The sequence below is a fragment of the Pontibacter sp. 13R65 genome, assembly GCF_047525655.1.
GTDB lineage: Bacteria > Bacteroidota > Bacteroidia > Cytophagales > Hymenobacteraceae > Pontibacter.
This window is the reverse complement of record NZ_JBLIQL010000004.1, coordinates 239020-262960: the sequence shown is the minus strand read 5'-3', so window position 1 is coordinate 262960 and position 23941 is coordinate 239020. Positions and strand designations below refer to the sequence as shown.

The 23941-nt window shown below is 47.0% G+C and carries 20 protein-coding genes; 3 read left to right on the top strand and 17 right to left on the bottom strand.

All coding sequences use genetic code 11. From position 1 onward, the window contains the following. Window positions 1-6: 6 nt before the first annotated feature. Both ACMA1I_RS07160 and gcvT read right to left on the bottom strand, forming a co-directional pair. Window positions 7-732, bottom strand: a complete 726-nt coding sequence (locus ACMA1I_RS07160; RefSeq protein ID WP_337067613.1) for a 2-phosphosulfolactate phosphatase — start codon at window positions 730-732, stop codon at window positions 7-9. Window positions 733-815: 83 nt separating this feature from the next. Then, entirely contained in the window at window positions 816-1904 is a 1089-nt protein-coding gene (gene gcvT, locus ACMA1I_RS07155) for a glycine cleavage system aminomethyltransferase GcvT (protein WP_337067612.1), read from the bottom strand. A 562-nt stretch (window positions 1905-2466) separates the two neighbouring features. Here gcvT and ACMA1I_RS07150 point away from each other — a divergent pair. Continuing rightward, complete coding sequence (locus ACMA1I_RS07150) at window positions 2467-3936, top strand: sensor histidine kinase (RefSeq protein ID WP_337067611.1); 1470 nt, start codon at window positions 2467-2469, stop codon at window positions 3934-3936. Window positions 3937-3979: 43 nt separating this feature from the next. Further along, window positions 3980-4417, top strand: a complete 438-nt coding sequence (locus ACMA1I_RS07145; RefSeq protein ID WP_337067610.1) for a response regulator — start codon at window positions 3980-3982, stop codon at window positions 4415-4417. Window positions 4418-4441: 24 nt separating this feature from the next. Here the strand turns inward: ACMA1I_RS07145 and ACMA1I_RS07140 are convergent, their stop codons facing one another. The 11 genes from ACMA1I_RS07140 to ACMA1I_RS07090 form a co-directional block, all read right to left on the bottom strand. Further along, window positions 4442-5029 carry a ribonuclease HII gene (locus tag ACMA1I_RS07140; protein WP_337067609.1) on the bottom strand — a complete coding sequence of 196 codons (588 nt, stop codon included), beginning with the start codon at window positions 5027-5029 and terminating at the stop codon, window positions 4442-4444. A 358-nt stretch (window positions 5030-5387) separates the two neighbouring features. Beyond that, a protein-coding gene (prfB, locus tag ACMA1I_RS07135) for a peptide chain release factor 2 (protein ID WP_337067608.1) occupies window positions 5388-6465 on the bottom strand; the annotation gives its coding sequence in 2 pieces (ribosomal slippage) (window positions 5388-6404 and window positions 6406-6465; 1077 coding nt in all). A 97-nt stretch (window positions 6466-6562) separates the two neighbouring features. Beyond that, window positions 6563-7636: a branched-chain amino acid aminotransferase gene (locus ACMA1I_RS07130; protein ID WP_337067607.1), complete on the bottom strand. Its 1074-nt coding sequence runs from the start codon at window positions 7634-7636 to the stop codon at window positions 6563-6565. A gap of 507 nt (window positions 7637-8143) precedes the next feature. Continuing rightward, window positions 8144-8692 carry a cob(I)yrinic acid a,c-diamide adenosyltransferase gene (locus ACMA1I_RS07125; protein WP_337067606.1) on the bottom strand — a complete coding sequence of 183 codons (549 nt, stop codon included), beginning with the start codon at window positions 8690-8692 and terminating at the stop codon, window positions 8144-8146. Continuing rightward, window positions 8692-9411, bottom strand: a complete 720-nt coding sequence (locus ACMA1I_RS07120; RefSeq protein ID WP_337067605.1) for an ABC transporter ATP-binding protein — start codon at window positions 9409-9411, stop codon at window positions 8692-8694. Before ACMA1I_RS07120 ends, ACMA1I_RS07125 begins: the two co-directional genes overlap by 1 nt. A 10-nt stretch (window positions 9412-9421) precedes the next feature. Beyond that, window positions 9422-12460, bottom strand: a complete 3039-nt coding sequence (locus ACMA1I_RS07115; RefSeq protein WP_337067604.1) for a hypothetical protein — start codon at window positions 12458-12460, stop codon at window positions 9422-9424. A gap of 14 nt (window positions 12461-12474) precedes the next feature. Continuing rightward, window positions 12475-12762 (bottom strand): Asp-tRNA(Asn)/Glu-tRNA(Gln) amidotransferase subunit GatC, encoded by a 288-nt coding sequence (gene gatC, locus ACMA1I_RS07110; protein WP_337067603.1) that lies wholly within the window; start codon window positions 12760-12762, stop codon window positions 12475-12477. Further along, window positions 12704-13507, bottom strand: coding sequence for a lysophospholipid acyltransferase family protein (locus tag ACMA1I_RS07105; protein WP_337067602.1), 804 nt, complete (start codon window positions 13505-13507; stop codon window positions 12704-12706). Before ACMA1I_RS07105 ends, gatC begins: the two co-directional genes overlap by 59 nt. A 213-nt stretch (window positions 13508-13720) precedes the next feature. Continuing rightward, window positions 13721-14278: an NUDIX hydrolase gene (locus ACMA1I_RS07100; protein ID WP_337067601.1), complete on the bottom strand. Its 558-nt coding sequence runs from the start codon at window positions 14276-14278 to the stop codon at window positions 13721-13723. Between the two features lie 342 nt (window positions 14279-14620). Continuing rightward, complete coding sequence (locus tag ACMA1I_RS07095; RefSeq protein WP_337067600.1) at window positions 14621-15325, bottom strand: 3'-5' exonuclease; 705 nt, start codon at window positions 15323-15325, stop codon at window positions 14621-14623. Next, a complete protein-coding gene (locus tag ACMA1I_RS07090; RefSeq protein ID WP_337067599.1) occupies window positions 15322-17268 on the bottom strand; it encodes a DUF294 nucleotidyltransferase-like domain-containing protein in 1947 nt (648 codons plus the stop codon). Before ACMA1I_RS07090 ends, ACMA1I_RS07095 begins: the two co-directional genes overlap by 4 nt. A 504-nt stretch (window positions 17269-17772) precedes the next feature. Between ACMA1I_RS07090 and ACMA1I_RS07085 the strand changes: the two genes are divergently transcribed. Beyond that, entirely contained in the window at window positions 17773-18984 is a 1212-nt protein-coding gene (locus ACMA1I_RS07085) for a hypothetical protein (protein ID WP_337067598.1), read from the top strand. A gap of 476 nt (window positions 18985-19460) precedes the next feature. On the opposite strand, the gene ACMA1I_RS07080 is transcribed toward ACMA1I_RS07085, so the two are convergent. The 4 genes from ACMA1I_RS07080 to acs all read right to left on the bottom strand — a co-directional run bounded on the left by ACMA1I_RS07080 (window position 19461) and on the right by acs (window position 23865). After that, complete coding sequence (locus tag ACMA1I_RS07080) at window positions 19461-20411, bottom strand: erythromycin esterase family protein (protein WP_337067597.1); 951 nt, start codon at window positions 20409-20411, stop codon at window positions 19461-19463. Window positions 20412-20545: 134 nt separating this feature from the next. After that, window positions 20546-20923 carry a DUF3592 domain-containing protein gene (locus tag ACMA1I_RS07075; protein ID WP_414703878.1) on the bottom strand — a complete coding sequence of 126 codons (378 nt, stop codon included), beginning with the start codon at window positions 20921-20923 and terminating at the stop codon, window positions 20546-20548. A gap of 107 nt (window positions 20924-21030) precedes the next feature. Beyond that, window positions 21031-21537, bottom strand: coding sequence for a hypothetical protein (locus ACMA1I_RS07070; RefSeq protein ID WP_337067595.1), 507 nt, complete (start codon window positions 21535-21537; stop codon window positions 21031-21033). Window positions 21538-21966: 429 nt separating this feature from the next. Next, window positions 21967-23865, bottom strand: coding sequence for an acetate--CoA ligase (acs, locus tag ACMA1I_RS07065; protein WP_337067594.1), 1899 nt, complete (start codon window positions 23863-23865; stop codon window positions 21967-21969). Window positions 23866-23941: the final 76 nt, after the last annotated feature.

The following is a 23941-nucleotide window of genomic DNA, read 5'->3' as shown; positions in this document are numbered from 1 at the left end:
AATATTTTACACCAAGGTTTCCGCCTTAATATTTACCAGCTTATCCTCCTGCCACACAGGTAACACATCGTACACGTTGTGCTGCAAACAGAAGTGAATGTCTTTGGTGATATGGAGGCGCTGCATGCGCTGCACGTGCGAAGAAGCCTGCAGGTATTGGAACAAATCGGCTTTAGCGTTCTGGTACAAATGCAGGGCGCCCAGTGTTGCATCGCTGCCAGAGCTGAAACCACGTTCCAGCAATTGTTCCGCCACTGCACCAGCATAGAGCGTATCTTCGAGGTTAAACATGCCTTTCCAGCCGGCACAAACTACCAGCACATCCAGTTGCAGCTCAGCCAGGTGGTTTACCACTGTTTCGAGGTTGAGAAACGAGCCGATAATAATTTCTTCTGCCGCTTCTGATAAACGGATGGCACGGGTACCGTTTGTGGTGGTAATGGCAATGGTGCTGCCCTTCACCTCCGGAATCATGTAGCTGAAAGGAGAGTTCCCAAAATCAAACCCATCGGCTTTTATGCCGTCGCGCTCCGCTGCCGTTAGGCAGCCTTTCTGCGCAAACCCCAGGCACTCTTCTAACTGAGTAACCGGTATAATAAAGGCTGCCCCATGTGCAAAAGCAGTAACCATGGTAGAAGAGGCACGCAGTATGTCTACTGCCACAACAGCCTTTCCCTTCAGATCAAACAAATGGATTAGCTCCGGGCTAACACAAACATCTATAGATGGCATAATCGAATAGTTAAACTAGGTGCAAGAACCTGTGTTGCAAAACGTATAAGAGTAAACCCATACCTGCACCTTTACACAAAAATTTATTTTTTAACAAAAGGCAGCTTTACTACCTGTGCCTTCATGTCTTTGTTACGCACCCGCACAAACAGCTCCGAACCAAGCTTGCTCAGCTCCTGCCGCACATAACCCAGGCCAATGCCCTTGCCCAAGGTAGGCGACATGGTGCCGGACGTTACTTCGCCCACTGTTGCCCCGGTAGCATCTACAAGCTCATAATGTGCTCTTGGAATGGCTTTGTCCACCATTTCGAAGGCTACCAGCTTGCGGCTCACACCTGCTGCTTTCTGAGCTTTCAGGTTTTCGGAGTTAATAAATTCTTTGTCGAATTTGGTGATCCAGCCCAGACCCGCCTCCAGCGGAGAGGTCGTATCGTTTATGTCGTTGCCATAGAGGCAGAAACCCATTTCGAGGCGTAGCGTGTCGCGGGCACCCAAACCAATTGGCTTAATGCCAAAAGGCTTACCGGCTTCCATTATGGCATCGAATACCTGGCGGGCATCTTCATTCTTTACATAAATCTCGAAGCCACCTGCTCCGGTATAGCCTGTTGCTGAAATAATTACATCGGCTACTCCGGCAAACTTTCCTTTTCCGAAAGTGTAGTACACCAAGTCTGCCAGGTTTACAGGCGTAAGCGACTGCAGTGCCTCTGTAGCTTTGGGCCCCTGCACCGCCAACAGCGACAACTGGTCTGAAATGTTCTCTAACTCGGCTCCTCCGGTGTTGTGGCTATTGAGCCAGTTCCAGTCTTTTTCTATGTTGGAGGCGTTTACAACCAGCATGTATTCGTTTTCACTGAAACGGTATACGAGCAAATCATCTACAATACCGCCTTCGTTGTTCGGAAAGCAGGAATATTGCACTTTTCCATCTGTTAGTTTGGAGGCATCGTTGGAGGTAGTTCTTTGGATCAGCTCCAGCGCACCGGCCCCTCTTACCATAAACTCACCCATATGCGATACATCAAAAATGCCCACTGCATTTCTAACGGTGTTGTGCTCCTCTATATCAGACGCATAACGAACAGGCATATTATAACCGGCAAAAGGCACCATTTTGGCACCCAGGGCTATATGCACATCGTTTAATGCAATTTTCTTAAGTTCCATGAGTTAATGTAGTATGTTAGTTGACCGACAAAAATAAGTAAATAATACCGTATCCGAAATTTTGCTTTGCCTTTGGCTTGCATCTGTCTCCAATGTCAACAAGCCCAGTAGCAGGCGGTTAGCACAGGGCTGCTACTGCTGGCGTAAAAAATTAATTATTCTAATGAAAATGGCCTTCCGGAGGCAAAAATGCCAATTAACTGCTAGGGCTCAATAGGAGCTTTCTGATAGAGCACGAAAGAGTTTCTAAAAGAAGCGCAAGCAGTACATTTTCTGGATATGCTGCACAAAAACTCTCCATCAAAAAAATTATAACTTGATATTCACACTTACGTATAAACACCATTACTTTTAGCCCCTATTGTGCTCTATGATACCTACAACAAAGAAGACACTTGTGCCAAAAGCGGCACAGTTTAATTTGTTTTCTATTTCTACTTGCTTCTTACCTCTTAAAGGTTTTCCTTTAAAAGAAATCGGTTGTAGTTCTGCTGGCATTACAAGAAACTGAGCATTTGTTCTCCTTTTTTTCCCAGGCTTGTAATGCTTTAGGTATCATTAAATGAAATTATCAGTTAAGCTTTTTACCGGGTTTGTATTAATCTCGGTTCTTTTTACGGCAGTAGCACTTGTTAACTTCAGGCTTACAGAAGATGTAGTGGAGAACATGGGCTGGGTATCGCGGTCGCAGGTGGCGGTACGAAGTTCTGCCTCGCTGCAACGAAACATCATCGACATGGAAGCCGGCTTAAGAGGTTACCTCCTCAATAGCAACGAAACCTTTCTGGAGCCATATGTACGGGCCAAGGAACAGCTTCCGGCCTTCTTTAAAGAAATAAAAAGCTACTCTGTACACTCCCCGGAACAAGGCGAACGCATAGCTCATATAATAGACATGCAGCAGCGGTGGCAGACAAACTATGCCGAGCCGCTTATTGACCTGAGGCGAGGCGATTCGGTAAGTACCGAAATTAGCCGCTATGACCTTGCCGTAGATAGCCTGATTTTATCAGAAAAGATCCTGATGGACAGCATCAGGTCTATTTTTGGTGACTTTAACTCCTTCGAATATAAGCTTCGCCAGCAGCGGGCTGACCGGCTGAGCGAAAGTATTGAAAACACCCGCAAGGTGTCTATTATCCTGACCATTGTATCTGTTATTCTGGGGCTAAGCTGGGCGTATTACATTACCCGCATTATTACCAACCGCATTGTAAAAATGGTAACGCTGGCCGATAAAATTTCGCGTGGCGAGTTTAAAACGCAAATTGTAGACACTTCCCAGGACGAACTTAGTCAGCTTTCGCGCTCCCTTAACCGCATGTCGGCTACCATAGACGAGACCTTTGGCGAGCTTGACCGTAAGAACAAAGAACTCGACCAGTTCGCCTACGTAGTATCACATGACCTGAAGGCGCCACTCCGTGGCATTGAGGTTGCTTCCAGGTGGGTGGAAGAGGATATGGGCAAAGACGTACCTGCCAATGTGCAGGAGTACCTGATGATGATGCGCGTGCGCGTGCACCGCATGGAAAACCTGATTAATGGCATACTTGCCCTGGCACGCATTGGCCGTACATCGCAGATAGAGGAGATTGTAGATGTTAACCACCTGCTGGTAGAGGTGGTAGATATGGTCTCGCCACCGGAAAGTTTCAAAATAGATGTGCAGGATAATTTACCAGAGGTGTATACAGTGCGGGTGCAGCTCCAGCAGGTATTCGCTAACTTGATCAGCAATGCAATTAAATACCATCATAAAAAAGCAGGAAAAGTGACGGTGTCGCACCACGAAGAGCCACTGTTTCACGTTTTCTCTGTATCGGACGATGGTCCAGGCATAGACCCGGAGTACCACGACCGTATATTTGTTATATTTCAGACACTGCAGGAGCGGGATGCTGTTGAGAGCACCGGCGTGGGATTGGCTATTGTAAAGAAGATTATTGAACGGCAGGGAGGCACTATTTGGGTAGACTCGAAGCCAGGAAATGGAGCTACATTTAGCTTTACCTGGCCAAAAAATATCTAGTGTCTGATTTTATTATTAATTTTGTAGCAAGAACAACACAAGTATGAGCGATAAAATAGTTAATATCCTTTTAGTAGAAGATGACTATCTGGATATTATGAACGTTGAGCGGGAGTTAAAAAAGATAAATGTAAACCACCCGATTCATGTTGCCCGAAATGGTAAAGATGCATTGAACATGCTGCGAGGTGGTGAGGGCGAAGACAGAATTTCGCCTGCCCCAAGTGTTATTTTACTAGATATCAACATGCCCAAAATGAATGGGCTTGAATTTTTAGCAGAGTTGCGCCGTGAGCCTGAGTTTAGTCATATTCCTGTTTTTATCATGACTACCTCTAACGAAGAATCAGACCGGTTTGCTGCGCAAAAGCTGAATGTGGCGGGCTACATTGTAAAGCCGCTCACCTTCGATAGCTTTAACAAAAGCCACTCCTCCCTCGACAGCTTCAGCCTGTTTCTGGATTTGGTTAGATTAAACTAAATTTACGCTACTGCGGCTAGAGGTCTAAAGTTCTGGCCGCAGTAGCGTAAAAGAGTGCCGGTGATGTAAACAGGCGCCATGCTCCTTAATAGCCTTGCGGTGCTTTGGAGTTGGGTAACCTGCGTTTTGTTCCCACCCATATAAGTTAAACTCCTCACTTAGCTTCTCCATTACCTCATCGCGGTGCGTTTTGGCCAGCACGGAGGCAGCGGCAATAGACAAGTATTTGCTGTCGCCTTTTACAATGCAGGCGTGCGGCACTTCCTTGTAAGGCTTAAAGCGATTACCATCTATCAGCAGGAATTCCGGCTCCACCTGCAGCTTTTCCACAGCACGGTGCATAGCCAGGAAGGTAGCCTGCAAAATATTAATAGCATCTATCTCTGCTGGCAAAGCCTCTCCTACTGCCCAGGCCACGGCATCCTGCATAATTTGTGGGCGCAGCTGGTCACGTTGGTGTCGTTTAAGCATTTTAGAGTCAGTGAGCAGGTTGTGTTTGTAATCCGGAGGCAAAATAACGGCAGCAGCCACTACCGGCCCAGCCAGGCAACCCCGGCCCGCTTCGTCTATGCCGGCTTCTAGAATAAAATTGCTGTAGTTAGAAAATAGCATCAGGTAAATGTGTTTTGTTGTTATGGAAGTAGCTGCAGTCTAGAAGCACATAAGTACCTACTTTGAAAATTAATCCGGCTCAAATTATTCTAATGAAAATAGCCTTTCAGAGGCTTTTCAGTATCTAAAGGCACAGGAGTTTTAACTGGTACTCAGGCTCCTATGGCAACCTTTCCTTAACTTCTAACTTTGAATTAGGCGCAGCCAAAGGATTCTTCTAATGAAAATAACCTTCCAGAGGTAAAATTTATACTTTATGGCTTAGGCCTAAGGCGCGACAACTTCACGCCATGAGTGAAAAAAGCTCGCAGGCCGTAAAGACACTGCGAGCTTTATACTATATACTCTTCATTAACGACTACGCCTCCATCAGGTAAGCTTTAATATAATCGTCCAGGTCCCCGTCGAGCACGTTTTGCACATCGGTGCGCTCTACGCCTGTTCGAACATCTTTAATTAGTTTGTAGGGGTGCAGCACGTAGTTCCGGATCTGAGAACCAAAGTCGATACGCTTTTTGGTGCTTTCCACCCTGTCGCGCTCCTCGTTGCGCTTCTCTATTTCGATCTGGTAGAGTCGCGAGCGGAGCATGCGTATGGCGTGCTCCTTGTTCATGAGCTGCGAGCGTTCTATCTGGCATTCAATCACGATGCCAGTAGGTTTGTGCTTCAGGCGCACCGCTGTCTCCACTTTGTTTACGTTCTGGCCACCGGCACCACCCGACCGAAAGGTATCCCAGTCAATATCGCTCATGTTGATTTCGATATTGATGGTGTCGTCTACTACCGGATAAGCGAAAATAGAGGCAAAAGAGGTATGGCGCCTGCCACCGGAGTCGAATGGAGAAATGCGAACCAGCCTGTGCACACCAATTTCTGACTTTAAATAACCGTAGGCAAAATCGCCGGTAATCTCTAGTGTGGCCGACTTTATACCAGCACCATCGCCAGGATTATAGTTTAGTTGCTTTACGCTAAAATTGTGCGACTCGGCCCACATAATGTACATGCGCATGAGCATCTCGGCCCAATCCTGACTTTCGGTGCCACCAGCTCCCGGATTTATTTCCAGCACGGCACTCAGCTGGTCTTCCTCACCACTCAGCATACGCTTAAACTCCAGCCCCTCCACCGCCTCTACTGTTTTCTTAAACTCTGTCTTTATGTCTTCTTCTGAAACGTCGCCTTCTTTATAGAAATCGAACAGCACCTCAAAATCAGAAACGGCCTTTTCTACTTCAGCGTAGTGGTCGGTCCACATTTTAATGCTTTTGATTTCCTTCAGCACTTTTTCGGCGGCTTTAGGATCGTCCCAGAAATCGGGGGCCGTTGTCTGGTGTTCTGTTTCTTCTACTTGTTGTATCTTGTTATCGTAGTCAAAGATACCTCCTCAAGGCCTCTACACGGCCCTTCAACTCTTTTACCTGCTCTGTAGTCATGGTGTAGGTTTAAAGTAAAATGATCTATTTAAAAGCAAAGTGCTGAAGCACAAACCACAGGGTTTGCGCTTCAGCACTTCGTAAGTTAATTTTATTTTCAGATGCTGATTCTATGCACCCAGTTATGCGTATCTGTAGCCTTACCTGTTCTTATTTTATCTAAGGCAGCGCCAATGCTAAGCGATATCTTGCGGCTTTCTACTGGCGGCAGTTCGTACTCCTGCCCCTCGTGCGCAATCAGGGCTATTTGTGAGATTATAGCTGCCGTTCCTGTACCAAAAGCTTCCTGCAGTTTACCGGCTTTGTGGGCTTCCACAATTTCGGCCACCGACACTTTGCGTTCTTCCACCTTATAGCCCAGGTCGCGTGCCACCTGCAGCACACTGCTGCGGGTTACCCCATGCAAAATGCTAGTGCTCAGGCTTGGCGTAATCAGTACATCATCCACCACAAACATCACATTCATGGTACCAGATTCCTCTATGTACTTATGTTCTTTGGCATCTGTCCAGATCAGCTGATGATAACCTTTCTCCTGCATTTTTTTAGTCGGAAGTAAGGCAGCGGCATAGTTACCGGCGGCTTTGGCATAGCCTGCGCCACCTTCGGCAGAACGTACATAGGTTGGCTCCACCGCCACTTTTACCGGCATATCGTAGTAAGCACCTACTGGGCCTGTAATAATTACGAATTTGTAGGTAAGTGATGGTCTTACACCGATAAACTCATCGGTGGCAAACATAAACGGACGAATGTAAAGCGAGCTGCCAGCTTTTGCCGGAATCCATTCTGCATCCAGGCGCAGCAACTGCTCCAACCCCTGCATAAAAAGTTCTTCAGGAAGTTCTGCCATGCACAGTCGCTCAGCTGAGGCATTCAGGCGCTTAAAGTTGTCCAACGGTCTGAACAGCAGAATATCGCCGTTCTCGTCGCGGTAAGCTTTCATGCCTTCAAAAATGGCCTGACCATAATGGAGCGCAGACATAGCCGGACTTACCGACAAGTTGCCATATGGCACAATCTGAGGGTTTTGCCACTCCCCATCTTTAAAATCTACCACAAACATATGGTCTGAGAAATTTTTCCCAAACACCAGGTTATCGTAGTCCAGTTCAGCCACACGCGACTTTTCCGCTCTCTGTACTGGTATAGTTAATGAATCAACTGACATAACAACGCTTTTAAGTAATTACTCAAAATTAAAGAAAAACTAATTCTTTCTGAGGCATAATTATTTATAGTCCCAAACCACCTTTAACAGAAAGAACAGCAAAAAAACTATTTTTTAGCAATTAACAATGCACAAGCTATAAATTTAAATACTGCACCCGTTGTATTTTCCGTAAGCACAATCTTAAGCCTGGTATGCTACATAATATGCTGCTAGAAGAAGTCAGCGTTTCTGGTAATCACAAACAGGGCCGGCCGGCAACTGCGCAAGCCAGTAGGATTCTCGCGGCTCGCTCTTTTGTTCGTGCCTTACAAAAGGAGCTCAAACAACTGCTCCATCCCTCACGCATCAGAAGCCTCAATAGGTTAATTACGCTCCGGAAGGGCTTTTTGATTAGAATAATTGCTGATTGTTGATCTGGAAGTGAAGGAGTGATTATTGCTAGTTCATTTTATGCAATAACCAATTCTTAACATTCAATCATTCACTCCATCACTCATTCAAAATTCAAACCCGTGGTTTCCACTCTACTTCCTCCGCCGGCAGCTCATACGTCATTTTGCGGCAGAGGGCGAAGAGGTAGTCTGATAAGCGGTTCAAATACACAATTACCAGCTCCTCTACATACGATTCTTCCTGCAGTCGTATGGCCAGGCGCTCAGCGCGGCGGCACACACATCGGGCCACATGGCAAAACGACACCGACTGGTGGCCGCCCGGCAGCACAAAGGCTCTGAGTGGCGGCACCTCTGCCATCATAGCGTCTATTTCGCGTTCCAGCAGTTGCACATCCTCCTCCAGCAAATCCGGTATTTTCTTTTTAGATTTTTCAGGGTCAGAAGCAAGTGAGGCCCCCATCGTAAACAGGCGGTCCTGGATCTCTTTCAGCACATCGGCCCGGCCTGCATTTACAGCCTGGTCGCGTACCAGCCCTATATAAGAATTAAGTTCATCTACGGTGCCGTAGCACTCTATGCGCAAATGCGATTTGGCTACACGCGTTCCTCCAATAAGCGAGGTAGTACCTTTATCGCCTGTTTTCGTGTAAATTTTCATTAGTTAACTTGTGCCTTGGCAAAAGATGTAATGTTCTCGTTCAGCATATCCGATTCCACTAATCCATCGCGCAGGCGCACGATGCGGTGCGCGTATTTGGCTATGTCTTCTTCGTGGGTTACCATAATAATGGTGTTGCCCTTGGCGTGCAGGTTCTCGAACAGCTCCATAATCTCGTAAGAGGTTTTGGTATCGAGGTTACCGGTTGGTTCATCAGCCAGAATAATGCTGGGGTCGTTTATTAGCGCCCGTGCAATAGCTACCCGCTGCCGCTGCCCGCCCGAGAGTTCGTTTGGTTTATGCTTGCCCCGGTTGCCCAGCCCTACACTTTCCAGTACCCTTTGCGCCCTTTCTTCGCGTGCCGATTTGCCGTAGCCTGCATAAATGAGTGGCAGCGCCACATTCTCAAGCGACGATTGCCGGGGCAGCAGGTTGAAGGTCTGAAAAACAAATCCGATCTCCTTGTTCCGCACTTCCGCCAGTTCGTTATCGGTCATGTTGCTTACATCCTTGCCATTTAAAATGTACTGCCCGCCCGAAGGCGTATCCAAACAGCCGATAATATTCATGAGTGTAGACTTACCCGAGCCGGAGGGGCCCATAAAAGCCACATACTCGCCTTTTTGAATCGTAATGGATACGGATTTTAAGGCATGTATCGTTTCGCTGCCCATACGATACATTCTGGAAATATTATGGGTTTGGATGATGGTGCTCATACAGGTTCTATTAAGTAGGCCAAGCCTCAGCATCTTTTGCCTCGCGCTGCTTTACAAATTCCTCTCTAAATGTACTGTATTCTGCTGCAGGAAGCAAACCCTGCAACGCGCGTAAAGCCTGGTCGGCATAACTGCTCAGGCCCTGCCTTAAACTCTCAAAAGCATAGGCTTTGTAGAGCCTAACCGAATTCGGATTATAGGTAATTCCGCTCAGTAACAGATTATATGCCTCTAACTCGCCCGGCTGTGTTCTGGCAAAAAAATCGGCCGCGGCCTCTACCACTTCCTCATCGTATAGCAACATGGCCACTGCCTGTCTGTACTTTTCCTCAGCTTCGCGCTGCCGCCCTTTTGTCTCTGCAATTTTGGCACTGAAGTAAATCTTGTGCCGCTTGTCGCGCTCATTCAGGTACAGGTTGTTCATCCGGTTCAGCAAAACATCGTGGTTTTTCGTGTAGAGCCAGAGCTTCATCTGCTGCAAGTTCAGCTTGGAGCGAAGATCGTCTTCGGGGCGCAGCACGGTGGCCGCCTCTTTTATGGCATCGTGCGCTAATCGCCAGCGCCGGTTCTGCAGCAAAAAGTCTATCCGGGTTACCAGGGCCACCCGGCGCAGTTCTTTCTCCTCTATAGCCTTTACAAGAGCATCTACTTCCTCCAGCACCAGAGATGGCAGGTATGCCTGCAGGTACTGCACCTTGTCGGCATCCGGGGCATTTGCTATAACAGAGTCCAAAGGCTGCTCCAGCAGGGCATGTAGTGCACGCGCTACGGCTACGGCATTCTCCTGCTCTGTAAAGGCGACCTCTTCCAGGGCCGTAAGTGCCTCGGTTGGCTGGTGTGCCAGGGCCAGGGCATAACCATGCGCCAGAAAAGCCTGGGCAGAAGCCCCATGATCTTTGGCCTGTTTAAAAAAAGTAGCGGCCGTTCGGAAGTTCCCCTCCTCCATCAGCCAAATGCCCAGCACTTGGTAGTAGTAGCCACTGCGGGTCTCGGAGGTCCCGGCCAGGTACTGCATCAGGCTTCTGGCCTCCACTGGGCGTCCGCCGGAGTGGTGCACCATAGCCTTCAGAAACAGCAAGTCTTCATGAAACAGTTGGTTTGCCGGGTTCTCCAGGTATCTGTTTATGTGCCTGATGGCTGAGGTATCGGCAGAGGCAAGGCTGCTGATGGCATTATTATAAAACAAAGTAAAATCCTCTACCTGCCCCAGCGAGTCGGGGGCAGCAGCGATTTTGCCATCCTGCGAGAGCCCCAGGAGCAACCTGATAGCAGCCAGGTTACTCTGAAGTGGCTTGTATTTGCCTCCTCTGCTTTCCTCCACTACCTGCTTCACCTTATCGGGCATGGCCTGCTGTGTATAAAACGCTAGCCTGTTGCTCCTGATAAAGTCGTTGTCGTAGCTGTGTTCCTGCGCCAGTTTGAAGTAGTACTCTACACTGTCGGTAACGCTGGTGTTTGCGTACAGCATGGCCAGGTTGTTATAGAGCTCCCCGCTTTCCGGAAAGGCATCTACCCCCTGCAGCAGCACGTACTGTTTTTCGAAAAAGTATTTCTTGCCCTCGTAAAGGTTGGCCAATCGTACAAACATCCGTGGGTTCGGGCGCTTCGAGATTGCATCCTTCATCCGGATAACTTCTTTGTTGCGCTGTTGCGTTTCGCGGTAGATACCTGCCAGGCTGTAATTGGCCTTCACGTTATTGAGATCGTACAGGTCGCTTTCCTTGTAAAAGCTCTCGGCCAGCACTGGATTTTCAGAGGCCCGATACAGGTCGCCAATATAGTTGTAGTAGCCGGCATAGGCATAAAAGTACGTTCTGTACTGCGTGCGCATTACCAGAATAGCCAGAATAATGCCCCCCATGGTATAGAGCGTGTACAGCGGCAACCGTTTAGGTTCATACACTACCTTGTACACCTGCAGCCTGTTCTCCAGCAGTTTTCCAAAGTTCATCATCACGTACACGAAGAACATCACGCCAAAAGCCAGGTGCGTGTACACAATCAGGTCGTGGTAGAGCACCGTGAGCGAATCGTTGGCAGTGGCAAAGGCATAGCCAATGCTCATGAAGGAGATGGTGGCAAACACCAGGTACAAAATAGCGCCTGTTGGCCTAAACGGGAAAATCTTTCCATAAAAAGCCTCCCGCTGCTGCATACCCCAGAAACCTGCGACCGTAGAAAGCAGGAACAGAAAATAAGCATTTACGTAAAAAAGGTCTGCTTTTATGTACCCTACATGGCGCAGGTAGAGCAGCAACAGGTTTGATAGGTAAAGTAAACTTACCAGCACAAACTGCCAAATACTAAACCTTCTTTCAGGTTTAGCGGCCTGCGTGTTTATCCATAGTAAGGCATTCACGTTTTCGTACGATACCCATATCATAAATAACAGCGTAGCCAGTAAGGTACCCAGCGAACTGTAATTGACCAGGTGCAGCGCTATAAGTGAAGCAGACGCATTGGCTTCCGAAAAAAGAAGGGCACCAATAAAGCTCACCACCAATAGCAACGTGAGGATACGCACCGAAAAACGAGTATCCGGGTAAAAGGCCTGAAAAACATAACTTGTTATGGCCAGCACACCTATACAAACCATAAGTGTTGTCTGCCCAAACCCATACCCGAATATCTCCAGATCTTCGAGGTTAAAGGAAGCGAGCAGCAGCATAAGCAACAGGATACCGGCAAAATAAGGCAACTGTTTCATGGTGCTGATGGCGGCCGTATAAAAGACAAGGCAGAGTGTCAGCACCACCATAAACAGAAAGGCGGCCACCAAGTTAATGCTTGCTGGTGCCACATCGTACTGCTCCGACAGCAAATAACCATCGGCATAAAGGGTGAGTGGCTCCAGCAGGCGGGTAACTTCCTGCACGGGCACCTGCACCACATCCAGCTTCGGCAGCTTATCCCAGGCGTAAGCATAGCTGTCGCCGGTAAAGTAGTGGTAGCCACCTAACAGAAGGGCAACCGCAGCCAGACCCAACAAAAAAAGATAGGGATACCGAATATCAGTATCCCAGCTTTCCCAAAATCTAAAGTTCTTCATAAATGGCCAGTTGCTTACTCCAGCACCTTCGGCACCCTAAAATAGTCGGAGTCTTTTTTAGGTGCGTTGGCCAGGGCTTGTTCATGGGTAATTTCGTGGTGCACCACGTCTTCGCGCATCACATTCACTTCTTCCGACATATGAATAAGCGGCTCCACACTGGTTGTATCCAACTCACGCAGCTTATCCATCCAGTCTAATATCTGGTTCATGTCTTTCAGCATTTCTGCTTCTTTCTCTTCGTTAAACTCTAATCTTGCTAAGTGCGCTATTTTCTTTATAGTCTGAATATCCGTTGACATACGTCTTGTTGTGTTTCGTTATTTCTGATTGAATAATTTGGAATACTTTTTCTTTTAGCAGCGGCAGGTCTTGCAGGGTCATGCCACTGGTTTCTATTGGCTCGTGAATTACAATTTTTAGCGGATGCCACCGCACCTTCAGCCCCCCCACATCGGGCAGAAACTTGTGGTTGTAGGGCATGGTAACCGGCACTACCGGCAACTGGTTCTCAATGGCCAGCTTAAACGGACCGTCTTTAAACCTTAGCAGCTGCTCGCCAGCGGTTTCAGGAATGGTGCCTTCCGGAAAAATAACCAGGTTGCGCCCCTCCGCCAGCGACCGCTGCGATTGTATATAACTTTTGGCACTGCTAATCGCACTTCTACGATCTACCGATATGTAAAGCTTCTGGTAAATGGGTCCCCAGAGAGGCACCTTGCAAAGTGCGCTCTTTCCTACAAAGTTAAGAAAACCTGGAATGGTATGCAGCAACAGCGGAATGTCGAGGAAGGAGCTATGGTTAGGGGTAAAAATATATTGCCGTTTAGGGTCAAAAGGCCTATGCCACTCTACTTTAACCGGAGCCAAGAACATGCGCAGGGCCGAAGACGACCAAAACCTGTTGATGCTGTGCACATGCCTGTACCACTTCTTCTTCCGGATGAGGAACACCTGCAGTGGGTACGTTACCACAAACGGCATAACAAACCAGGTAACACACCAGGTTGTGTATAGGCGATGCGATAAGTACTTTATGGCTTTCATAGGTTCAAATTTAACGATATTGATGGAGCGATTGTGTGAATGAGAAAATGTTTTTATTCCTGAGCTTTGAGTAGATGCATTTGCATAATCCTGCATATGCCATCTTTAAAGTAAAGCAAAAAAATTTTAAATTGCTAAGGCCTGGCTTTCACACCTTAATGCTCCCGCTTTCATGGCAGCCATACTTACTCACTCTCTCATTTATTTAAAAACTTAAAACTCGTTACGCAGCAGCAACGCCGCTTTCAGAATACCGGCCACACTGATGGCATCAGTTATCTCGTTGTTCATGGCCATTCTTACGGCCTCTGCCAAAGGTACACGCTTAATCTGGAGCTCCTCTGTTTCTTCAAATGCAGTTTCGCCTGCAGTTAGTTCCTGCGCCAGAAAAACAAATCCTTCTTCGTCGGTTACGGAGTTGGAAGTGTGCAAACGGGCTATGTTAGTCCATTTGGCCGCAGTGAAGCCTGTTTCCTCCTGCAGCTCGCGCTTGGCCGAGTCCAGTATGTCGTGCTCGTTGGGGCCGCCGCCCATGGGTATTTCCCAGGAGTACTCGTTTAGCGCATACCGGTATTGACCGATCAAGTAAGTGTAGCCCTCATCATCTATGGGAATAATGCCTATGGCTTTGTTTTTCATGCTGACCACCCCATAGATGCCTTTGCCTCCTTTGGGGTTCAGCACCTGGTCTTCGCGCAGTTTTATCCAAGGGTTCTCGTAAATCTGTTTGCTTTCCAGCGTGGTCCAGGGGTTATGAGTTTCGTCGATCATGGCGTTTGGGTTTAGCTGCAAATATCGCGGATTGCCCCGAGTTTCATAAATTATTCTAATGAAAATGGCCTTCTGATAGATTTTAGATGCTAGATACTAGCTTTATTTTCTGAACCTGGTTTTCGATTTTTCGTCGGCTTTGCTCAGACACTGCAGGAACTGCACACGTTGCGAGATCTTTCCTGCTAATTTCTGGAATCGATTTAACGATTTAACCATTTATCAATAAGCACCTAACAATCCACAAACACATCAAATTCTGATAATAAAATAGGCCTTCCGGAGGTGTTTTTAATGAAAAGAGGCCTGGGCTTTGGAAGGGTGAGTTAGCAAACAGGCAGGCTACAGCTCCTGCAGCAGGTCGCCTAAGGTATGTACTTCTTTTTTGCGGGCAACGGCCAGCAGTTTCAGGAGCAGAAGCGCCGTGGCAAAGGCATCGCCAGAGGCCGTGTGCCGGTCTTCGAGGGGCAGGTGGTAGCGTTTGCCCAAGGAGTCTAGGCTGTAGTCGCTCTGCCTGTACGATTGGGGCGTGCGAAATGGGTGCTCGAGCCGAAGTGCCAGCTGCCCGGTATCTACGAGCCGGTTGTGCAGCTTTTGAGGCAGGTTCTGCCGTTTCAGCATTTGCTTGATCATGCCAATATCAAAGCCAATGTGGTGCGCCACCAGCACAGCATTGCCAATAAACTGCAGAAAATGAGCCAGCGCCTCCTCCTCTTCTATGCCCTGCCGGATCTCCGATGGCAGCAGACCATGAATCTCGGCGCTTTTGTTGCCTTGCTCCACCTGTTGCCGGATAAGGCATTCAAAACTCTCCTGCACCAGCACCTGCCCTCCCTGCACGCGCACTGCACCAATAGACACTACCCGGTCTTTGCTTTTGTCGAAGCCTGTGGTTTCGGTGTCAAACACCACAAAATCTACGGTCGCCAGGGGCGTTTTTAGGTTGAGCGCCACCTGGCCGGCCTGCTGGTACTGCTGCCAGAAAGCTGGCACCGGAAACTGCTGTTTCTTTTGCCCCAGTAGCTTTTGAATCCACTCTACCATCATCCGCGCAGGTATCCGAGCTGAAACCGTACCTGCAGCAGCTCTTGAATATCGGTGATGGTAACAAAGGTGTTCCGCAGGGTCTGCCGTTCCAGCTTGCTTAACTGATCGGGTTTAATGTAGCGGCCCGAGTTGTGGCTCCTGATACCGTTTAGAGCTCTTAAGCGCATCATAATTTCGTAGGCCATGGCGGTTTCGCGGTAGAGGGCGGCGTTTTGGGGCTCCAGTTCTGCCAGCTTCTCATAGCGCTTAATGGTATTGTTCTCACCGGTAATACGGTTTTCCAAGGTAAGTACACGGGCAGCATCCACTAGCGGCGTCATCGCCCGGAGCTTGATGTCGAACTGATCTTTGTGCTCGCCTCCGCGCTCCAGAATAAAATTCCGGAAAAAGCTGAGAGGTGTAGGGTTCTGCCGCGCCTGCCGGGCCAGGTACGGCAAAAATATTTTTCCTCTGGCAAGCTCCTCGTAAATGCACTCGGTCAGTTGCGCGCTCAGGCCAAAGTCGCCATAAATCGGTCGGAAATCGAAAAAGATGGAGGCGTTTAACAAGGCCTGCTCTGTTGGTTCCTGAATCCAGCTATGGTAGTACTTTTTCCAGACAGATAGCGGCTGGCACCACTGCGGATTGGTAGCCATCATGTTGGCCCGGCACTTGTAGAAGCCACACTGCTCCAGCACCTGTTGCACAATATTGGCCAGCTGCAGGAAATAGGTTTGTACTTGTTTGGCATCCTCTGTGGTTGGTACATCCTCAAAAATGAGCATGTTATCCTGATCGGTTCGTAGCAGCTGCTCTTCGCGCCCCTCGCTCCCAATAGAGAGCCAGCAATACGGCACCGGCGGCTCGCCCAGCACCTCTTCGGCATGTTGCAGCGCCCGCACCATAATGGCATCGTTTATTTCTGTTATAATACCGGCAATAAACGAAATCTTCACCTCCTGCTCCAGGTACTTCTGCAACAGCTCTTCAGCCCGCGCTCTAATAGCTGGTAGGTTCTCTACATTGGTTTGCCGTATTTCCCATACCAGCACCGCCGGGTTGTTGCCTTGTGTCAGCAGCAAGTCGTGCTCTGTAAGCACAGCCTCTGCCTTGCTTTGAGGCGTGCCGTCGGTGGTTACACAAATATGCTTTACACGGTTGCGGATCATTCGGATAAGGGCATCGGCCATGGCTGGTTCCGGCGCGATGGTAATAACCGGGCTGGTCATGATGGCAGTAACGGGCTCCTCTATGCCTACGCGTCCGGTTACCACTCTTTTTCGCATGTCGGTGTCGGTTACAATGCCCACTGGTCGTTGCTGTGCATCCCAGACCAGCATAAAACTGGAGTTTTTAGTTGTCATGCGCTGGGCAGCTTCCTGAATGGGTGTATCTGGCAAACAGGCCAGCAAGTCTTTGTCGGCAGCCACCTTTACCAGCTCCTCCAGGCGCTGCGGATGCACTGTGCCTGCCCCTTTGCGCAAGCCGACACGGGCCTTTTGAGTATGGGTCATGGTGCGGCGCAAGGCAGAGGCACCTGCCGCAAAGCCAGCCGCAAAATAAAGTTCTACTTCTGGGTTTTCGGCCAGAATATGTTCAAATGGCTTGCTGGGAATAGCGTATAGTAAGGTTTCCTCGCCGGCTACAGCGGTAGAGGAATAGCTTTTGCGCACAATGAGCGCCCGCACCCCAAACACGTCGCCTTCATCGCAAACATCGAGCAGCAAAACCTGCCCGATGCGTTCCGGGTCCTGTAGTTCGAGTCGCACCGATCCCTGCCGCACCACATAAAAATAGTCATGTGCAGCGTCGCCCTGCGCAAACAGCACCTGTTCCGGCTCCATATACAATACCCTCACCTGCTTTGCAATAGCCCGCAGCTCTTCTTCCTCTACCAGGTTGAAGGGAGGGTATTGCTTCAGGAACTCGTGCACCCGTTCCTGGATTGTATTGGTTGCTTGCATGTACGCTCAGTTTTGAAATCTGAAATTACAGCTTTGACAGGGGCTTTGCAAGCATCTGCCTTACAAGTGTTCTTTCAGCCTTTATTTTAATGTTTAAACAGCAAGGCAGCTTATTTAGGCCTTCTTCTCAAAAATTGCTTCTTTACCCGATGTGGCTCTTGGTTTTACCACGTCAACTAAATAAACGCCTGCTCAGCCCCAATTCTTCTAATAAAAATAGCCTTCCAGAGCTTAAAAGCCTATGTTGAAACCTAGGGCGATGTGTATTTACTGCTGAGACCTTACTTAATAGCAATCGGAAATTTACTTATAGCACAAGATAGCGCGGAAGGTCAATGTGAGTTATTCCAATATTACTGATTCCGCACAACCATCTCATTTTCAACCACAGAACGATCTGTTTACAAAGCATAGCCATTAACAAACTTTCAATTTTTCACTTAATTCTTGCAACATACTTGCATTAACATTATACTTGCAACATTGTTTCATCAAAATAAAATTATGAGATCTACTTTTAACAAACTACTGCTTTCCTGTTTAGCTGTCGCGGCTTTTTCTTCTTGCGATAAAAACGATTCGGAAGTACCGGAAGTAACAGGGCCGGCTACAGAATATCGTTATGTTAGAGTACTTGTTGCCGATGGTACAGCCAACACTATTTCGCAGTTGACTCCCTTAGATGGCACTATAGCTACCTTTGAGGCACCTTATGCCAACGCCAACCTGTATGGCACTGCTTCCGGTCGTTTTGCCGCCATGCTCTACGGTAGCCAAAACCACGTGCAGTTTTTTGATACAGGCCTGGAGTACCATGGCGACCATGTGGATGTAAAAGGAGATCCAAAATTTGCCGCCATTACAAGCAAAGCCAGCAAACCCTCGCACTTTAAGTCAGAAGGAAAAGAATCGATTATATTTAACGATGGCGATGGAACTCTAAGCGTGGCCAACGAAGCTGATTTTAATGTACCCGGAGCCACCATGCGCACTATTCAGACAGGTGTTGCACCGCACCATGGGGCTATGGCCAAGTTCAGCAACGGCAACTATGCTATTACCTTTACCGATCCGGCCTCTTCGCTTTCTGGCCCGCACGGAGTTAAAATCATTAACTCATCTGGCGCTACGGTTCATGAGTCTAACTTAGCTGTAAGCCGTTTGCATGGTAATGCTACAGATGGCACTAACGCCGTATTTGGAGTAGAAGGAGGAGCCTTAGTAGTTACACAAGTCGGCCAGCAGCGCCTGATACCGAACCTGGAAGGCTGGGGCACCACGCGTGTTGGCACCGTACTTTATGCCAAAGGAGTAAACAAATTTGTTGGTTACACCAACCTAAAAGGTGCTTACTTTATTGATCTTGCCAACAACAGGTTTACACCTATTGTCGAGAACACGAATATTATGCAGTGCAAGCTAGATGCAGCCGGCAAGAACCTGTTGGTATTGCTCCTGGATGGTACCTTAAAAGTATATGATCTTGCTTCCGGAAGCCTGAAAAAAGAAGGCAACGTGATTGCGCCAACCAATTCTTCTGATACATTTAAACCGGTTTTAGAAGCTACTGCAAAGTATGCTTACATTGCCGTGCCAAGCTTAGGCGAAGTGCACCAAATCAATCTCAATGATTTCTCGCAGGTGCAGAAGCACAAGGTATCGCCACAGCCAACCAAGCTTGCTATACTGGGTTTCGAGACAAACGAGTCGCATTAAGTTTTTAGATAGGTCAGTTTAGTTGTTTGAGTACAAAAGGAGTGGGTAGTGCCACTCCTTTTTTGTTTTTGGCTGATCAGTTTTTCTTCCAATTCGCCTTATATAAAGTAGTGCTGCCGTGGAACGCTTGATAATTTAAATACATAGCGGGGCTTTACTAAATCGGCTGGCTTTTGAATTTCGTTCCCTGTTCTGCTATCTTCTTATTCACTTGGTCTTTACTGTACCGGCTGTCAAACGTATTCCGTTGCATTCAACACTTCCGCCGCTGGTAAATCTCAAGTACAAGGGATTGCAGGTTTAAGTTTGTGCCCAGTTTATAGCAATTCAGTACTGTAGCGTAATAAAATAATCAATAAGGAGGAAGAGAAACGGCCCTAACGCCAAGCGGGCATAAATTAAACCCGGTGTTGGCTGTTGATGTTACTTATTCCTTTTATGGCTTCATCAACAACAGCTGAGCCATAGCGCAACTATTATTGATTTAATTTTACCGAAGCAGAAGTATTCTTTATAAAAATCATTCCGTCGAAATCCACACCTGGTCTAATTGGTAATGGGGTTGGTTCTTGCCAGATAGAATATATATTGGTTATATAGCCAGTCATTCCTGTAAAGGGGCCTGGTTTTGTATTGAACGGGAGAAAAAATGCTTCGTGTTTCGCTTTAGCAAACGTACCCGACAAGGTATTTTCTTTTCCTTCAAACCTATGCATTTCAAATTTACCACTGTTTAACACATTCACACTCCCTTGGTAAGTGTCGAAGCCAATCACATAGAACTTCTTTCCGAACTGTTTCTTGAGATGAGAGCCCATCCCTTCGACCTTACCCATCGTTGTATCTTTGGCAATGTGCACGTTATGGGCCCAGACAATCGTTTTGCCTCCTATTGAGTTATGAGTCTCAATAAGTTTTTCAGCCATTAGCATGTCACGAATAAGAGCATCATACCAAAAATCCTCACTGTCGAAACCGTGTAATACCACCTTGTTTTTTGAAGATTTAGTTTTGTTATATTCTCTTATCCACTGAAAAAGCTCATATATCTCCTCTGTGTTATACAAAACCAGCGGTTGCATCAGCTGCTTTAAGTCACCCTGCCCGCTTTGCAAGTAAAGGTTAATCGGAGCTATCGCAGAATAGGGAAATTCAAATGCGAGTAGCTTAAAATTGTACTGGCTGATGAGACTTTCTATAATTCGCCTTTTTTGCACATAGAACTCGCGGGTCCCGTGTGAGGCTTCGCCAAGTCCAACCACAGTTTTACCTTTCAGTTCCTTAGATAAAAACAACAGGTCATCATTGCCTGAATCAGAATTTGATTTCAATTCATAGGCGTTCCTATTAATCCAGTCTATATCATTAACCTGAGCATAAACTGCAGGAGTGGCAAAAAAAATAAAAATTACAAATAGCCTAAACATAATGGTGAATTAGTTAAGTACAAAATTTATCATTGAAGTTTCTCTGCTGCATTTGCGCTAACGGGCCGTGTGTATGCAAAGCCCACAGCGGAGCAAGGGTTTTGTATACATTGGGTTAGGTGTTGCTTTTTCTTTTATTGCTTACAGGCGACTTTACCTTTAGATATTTCGAGTTCAGACATTTCAGGGTCTTTATTTGAATATTTTACTATAAGACAATCTCCAATATCAACATCCCAGTTTTCGGGCCTTACAGATGTTTTTCTTATTACTTGGCCATTTACAGAATATTCATACTTACATTCTGGTTGACCTACCCTTTTGCCTGGTGTTCTTCCTATCCAAACCACCGTTCCAGTTGTAATTGAATAGTCCTTAAGCATTTCCTTTTTATGGAAGTAACCGTAAATTCCTACAACAAATAAGGTGAACATAATAGCATTTTGTACAGCAGAATACCTAGAAATCCTAAATCCTAAAAATTTATAAGTAGGTTGTTCTACTGGTTTCATTTTATTCTTCTGCATTTCTTTAAAGTAACACCTAACGGCCTAGTGCATGAGGCATGCCAGGCCGTAGGCCAAAGCATGACTTATGCACCTTGTTATGGGCTATAATTTTATTTTACACTTATGGGTTTATTCCTTTGGAAAACTAATAGGATTCTGTAATAAATTTCCCACCATAATATTGTTGTCCATAAAGAAAACAGAAAGTAGTTAAAGAGTCTTTGGACTTCTGAAACCCCTCTTCCAAAACCGCCATATCCTCCATAATGTGTATAAATAATTTCATTAACATAAAATTTAAATATTAACAAAACTGTCCATACTACAAAAACAGGAATGGTTAACAATATTTCTTTTTTAGTATTTTTAAATAAGCTTCTTCCGATACTCAAATGAACCTTACCTATTAGATAAAAAGGGACAACTACCAGAATCACTAGAAATAAGTATAGGATAAAGCCTTCCAATCCTGAATAATCAGCAATTTTCCTATCTGTTATATGGGCGAAATAAGAATAGGTAGTTAATAGGAGGAAATACAGAACAAAGCCTAAAACATATTGCCTTAGACTTTTTATGTAAATGTTTAATCTTTCTAAAAGTCCGATGTTCCTCATTTTTATTTATTGCACATAACTATCTGCTAAACCGAATACTCTGTTTATCTGCACTATGAATGGAGATAGTTTTAACACAATAAAAATAGTTTGGCAGTAAAAAAGCTATCTAAAGCTCAATTAAATAAATTATATAAAATTCTCCTATACATACAATTAATAAAGTAAAACAAAAAGTAGTATAGAAGCTGTAAAACCCCATTAACCTCAACAGTCACTTCCTCTTCCAAAGCAAATTATTTTAATGAAAAAAGCCTTCTGGAGCTTTTTGTTGCTCATTCGGCACAAGGCCATATCTGGTCAACTAAGCTTTTTGCCAACCAGAGACTAATAAACAAAAAGCTCCTGCAGCCTAAACTGCAGGAGCTTTTAAACATCCTATCTAAATCACTTAACTCAAAATCCCTGTGTCTTGTATCCTACGTCTGTTTAAAGCGCCCCGTTCACAATTTCATCCACAATTTCAGGGTCGAGGAGTGTGGCGGTGTCGCCGAGGTTGGAGGTGTCGCCTTCGGCTACTTTGCGAAGAATGCGGCGCATGATCTTGCCCGAACGTGTTTTCGGCAGGCCCGTCACAATCTGAATCTTATCTGGCTTGGCAATTTTACCAATCTTCTTAGCCACAGTCTCTACAATCTCTGCGCGCAAGTTCTCCACGTTTTTAGGTGTTTCATTGCAGATCACAAAGGCGTAGATACCCTGCCCTTTTACATCGTGCGGGTAACCTACCACTGCCGACTCCACCACATGCTTGTTGTGGTTGATAGCCTCTTCGATCTCAGCAGTACCGAAACGGTGCCCCGACACGTTGATCACATCGTCTACGCGGCCAATAATACGGTACAGACCATCCTTATTGCGTTTGGCGCCATCGCCGGTAAAATAGTACCCTTTGTAGGTAGAGAAGTAGCTCAGGCGGCAGCGTTCATGGTCGCCATAGGTAGTCCGGATCATGCCCGGCCACGGGAACTTCATGCACAGGTAGCCTTCTACCTCGTTGTCGGTAATCTCTTTTCCGTCGCTATCGAGCAGCACAGGCTGCACGCCAGGCAGCGGGAAGGCAGCATGACTCGGTTTGGTTGGCGTAACGCCTGCCAGCGAAGAAATCATGATGCCGCCTGTTTCGGTTTGCCACCAGGTATCTACTAGCGGACATTCTTCTTTGCCCACATGAATGTAGTACCAATACCAGGCTTCTTCGTTAATCGGCTCTCCGACTGAACCCAGCACCTTCAGCGAGTCGAGGCTGTAAGACAGCACGTGGTCCTCGCCTGCGCCCATCAGCGACCGGATAGCAGTAGGCGCTGTGTAGAAGATGTTTACACCAAACTTATCCACCACCTGCCAGAAACGGCCAGCATCGGGATAAGTAGGAATGCCTTCAAACATCATCGTAGTAGTGCCGTTCAGCAGAGGGCCGTAGAGCAGGTAAGTATGCCCTGTAATCCAGCCGATGTCGGCCGTGCACCAGTACACATCGCTTTCGTCTGGCTGAAACACATTGCTAAAGCTATACTGCGCATACACCATATAACCACCGGTGGTATGCACCACTCCTTTTGGTTTGCCTGTGGAGCCGGAGGTATAGAGTATAAATAAGATGTCTTCTGCGTCCATTTCTTCGGCAGGGCATTCTTTTGCGGCATTCTTCACCTCGTCGTGGTACCACACATCGCGGCCTTCGACCATGTTTACGGCCCAGCCCAGGCGCTCCACCACAATTACTTTATTCACAGAGGGGCAAGTCTGCAGTGCCTCATCTACCACCCGTTTTACCGGAATTTGCTTGGTGCCACGGTTCAGTCCATCGGAAGTAAGTACCATAGAGCAATCAGCATCCTGAATACGATCGGCCATAGAGGAAGCTGAGAATCCGGCAAATACGACAGAGTGTATGGCTCCAATACGGGCACAAGCCAACACGGCAATAGCCAGCTCCGGGATCATGGGCATGTAAATACAGATGCGGTCTCCTTTTTTGGCTCCGTTGTTCTTGAGCACATTGGCAAACTGGCACACCTTCTCATACAGCTCGCGGTAGGTGTAGCGGATAAACCGCTCTTTCGGGTCGTTCGACTCCCAGATCAGCGCTAGTTTGTTTCCCCGCGTCTTTAGGTGGCGATCGAGGCAGTTCTCGGTAATATTCAGTTTACCGCCAACGAACCACTTTACATCCGGTTTCTCAAAATCCCACTGCAATACGGTATTCCATTTTTTTCGCCAGCTAAAGGTTCCGGCTATGTCGGCCCAAAAGCCTTCCGGGTCTTCAACGCTAGATTTGTAAGCCTCTTGGTAATCGGTAAAAGATTTTATTTGGTAATTTGTCATAGTCTTGTTTATAATCTAATGTTGGAATACGATTCAGAGATCAAAATAGCGTGTACTTTTATTTATAGTTACAACA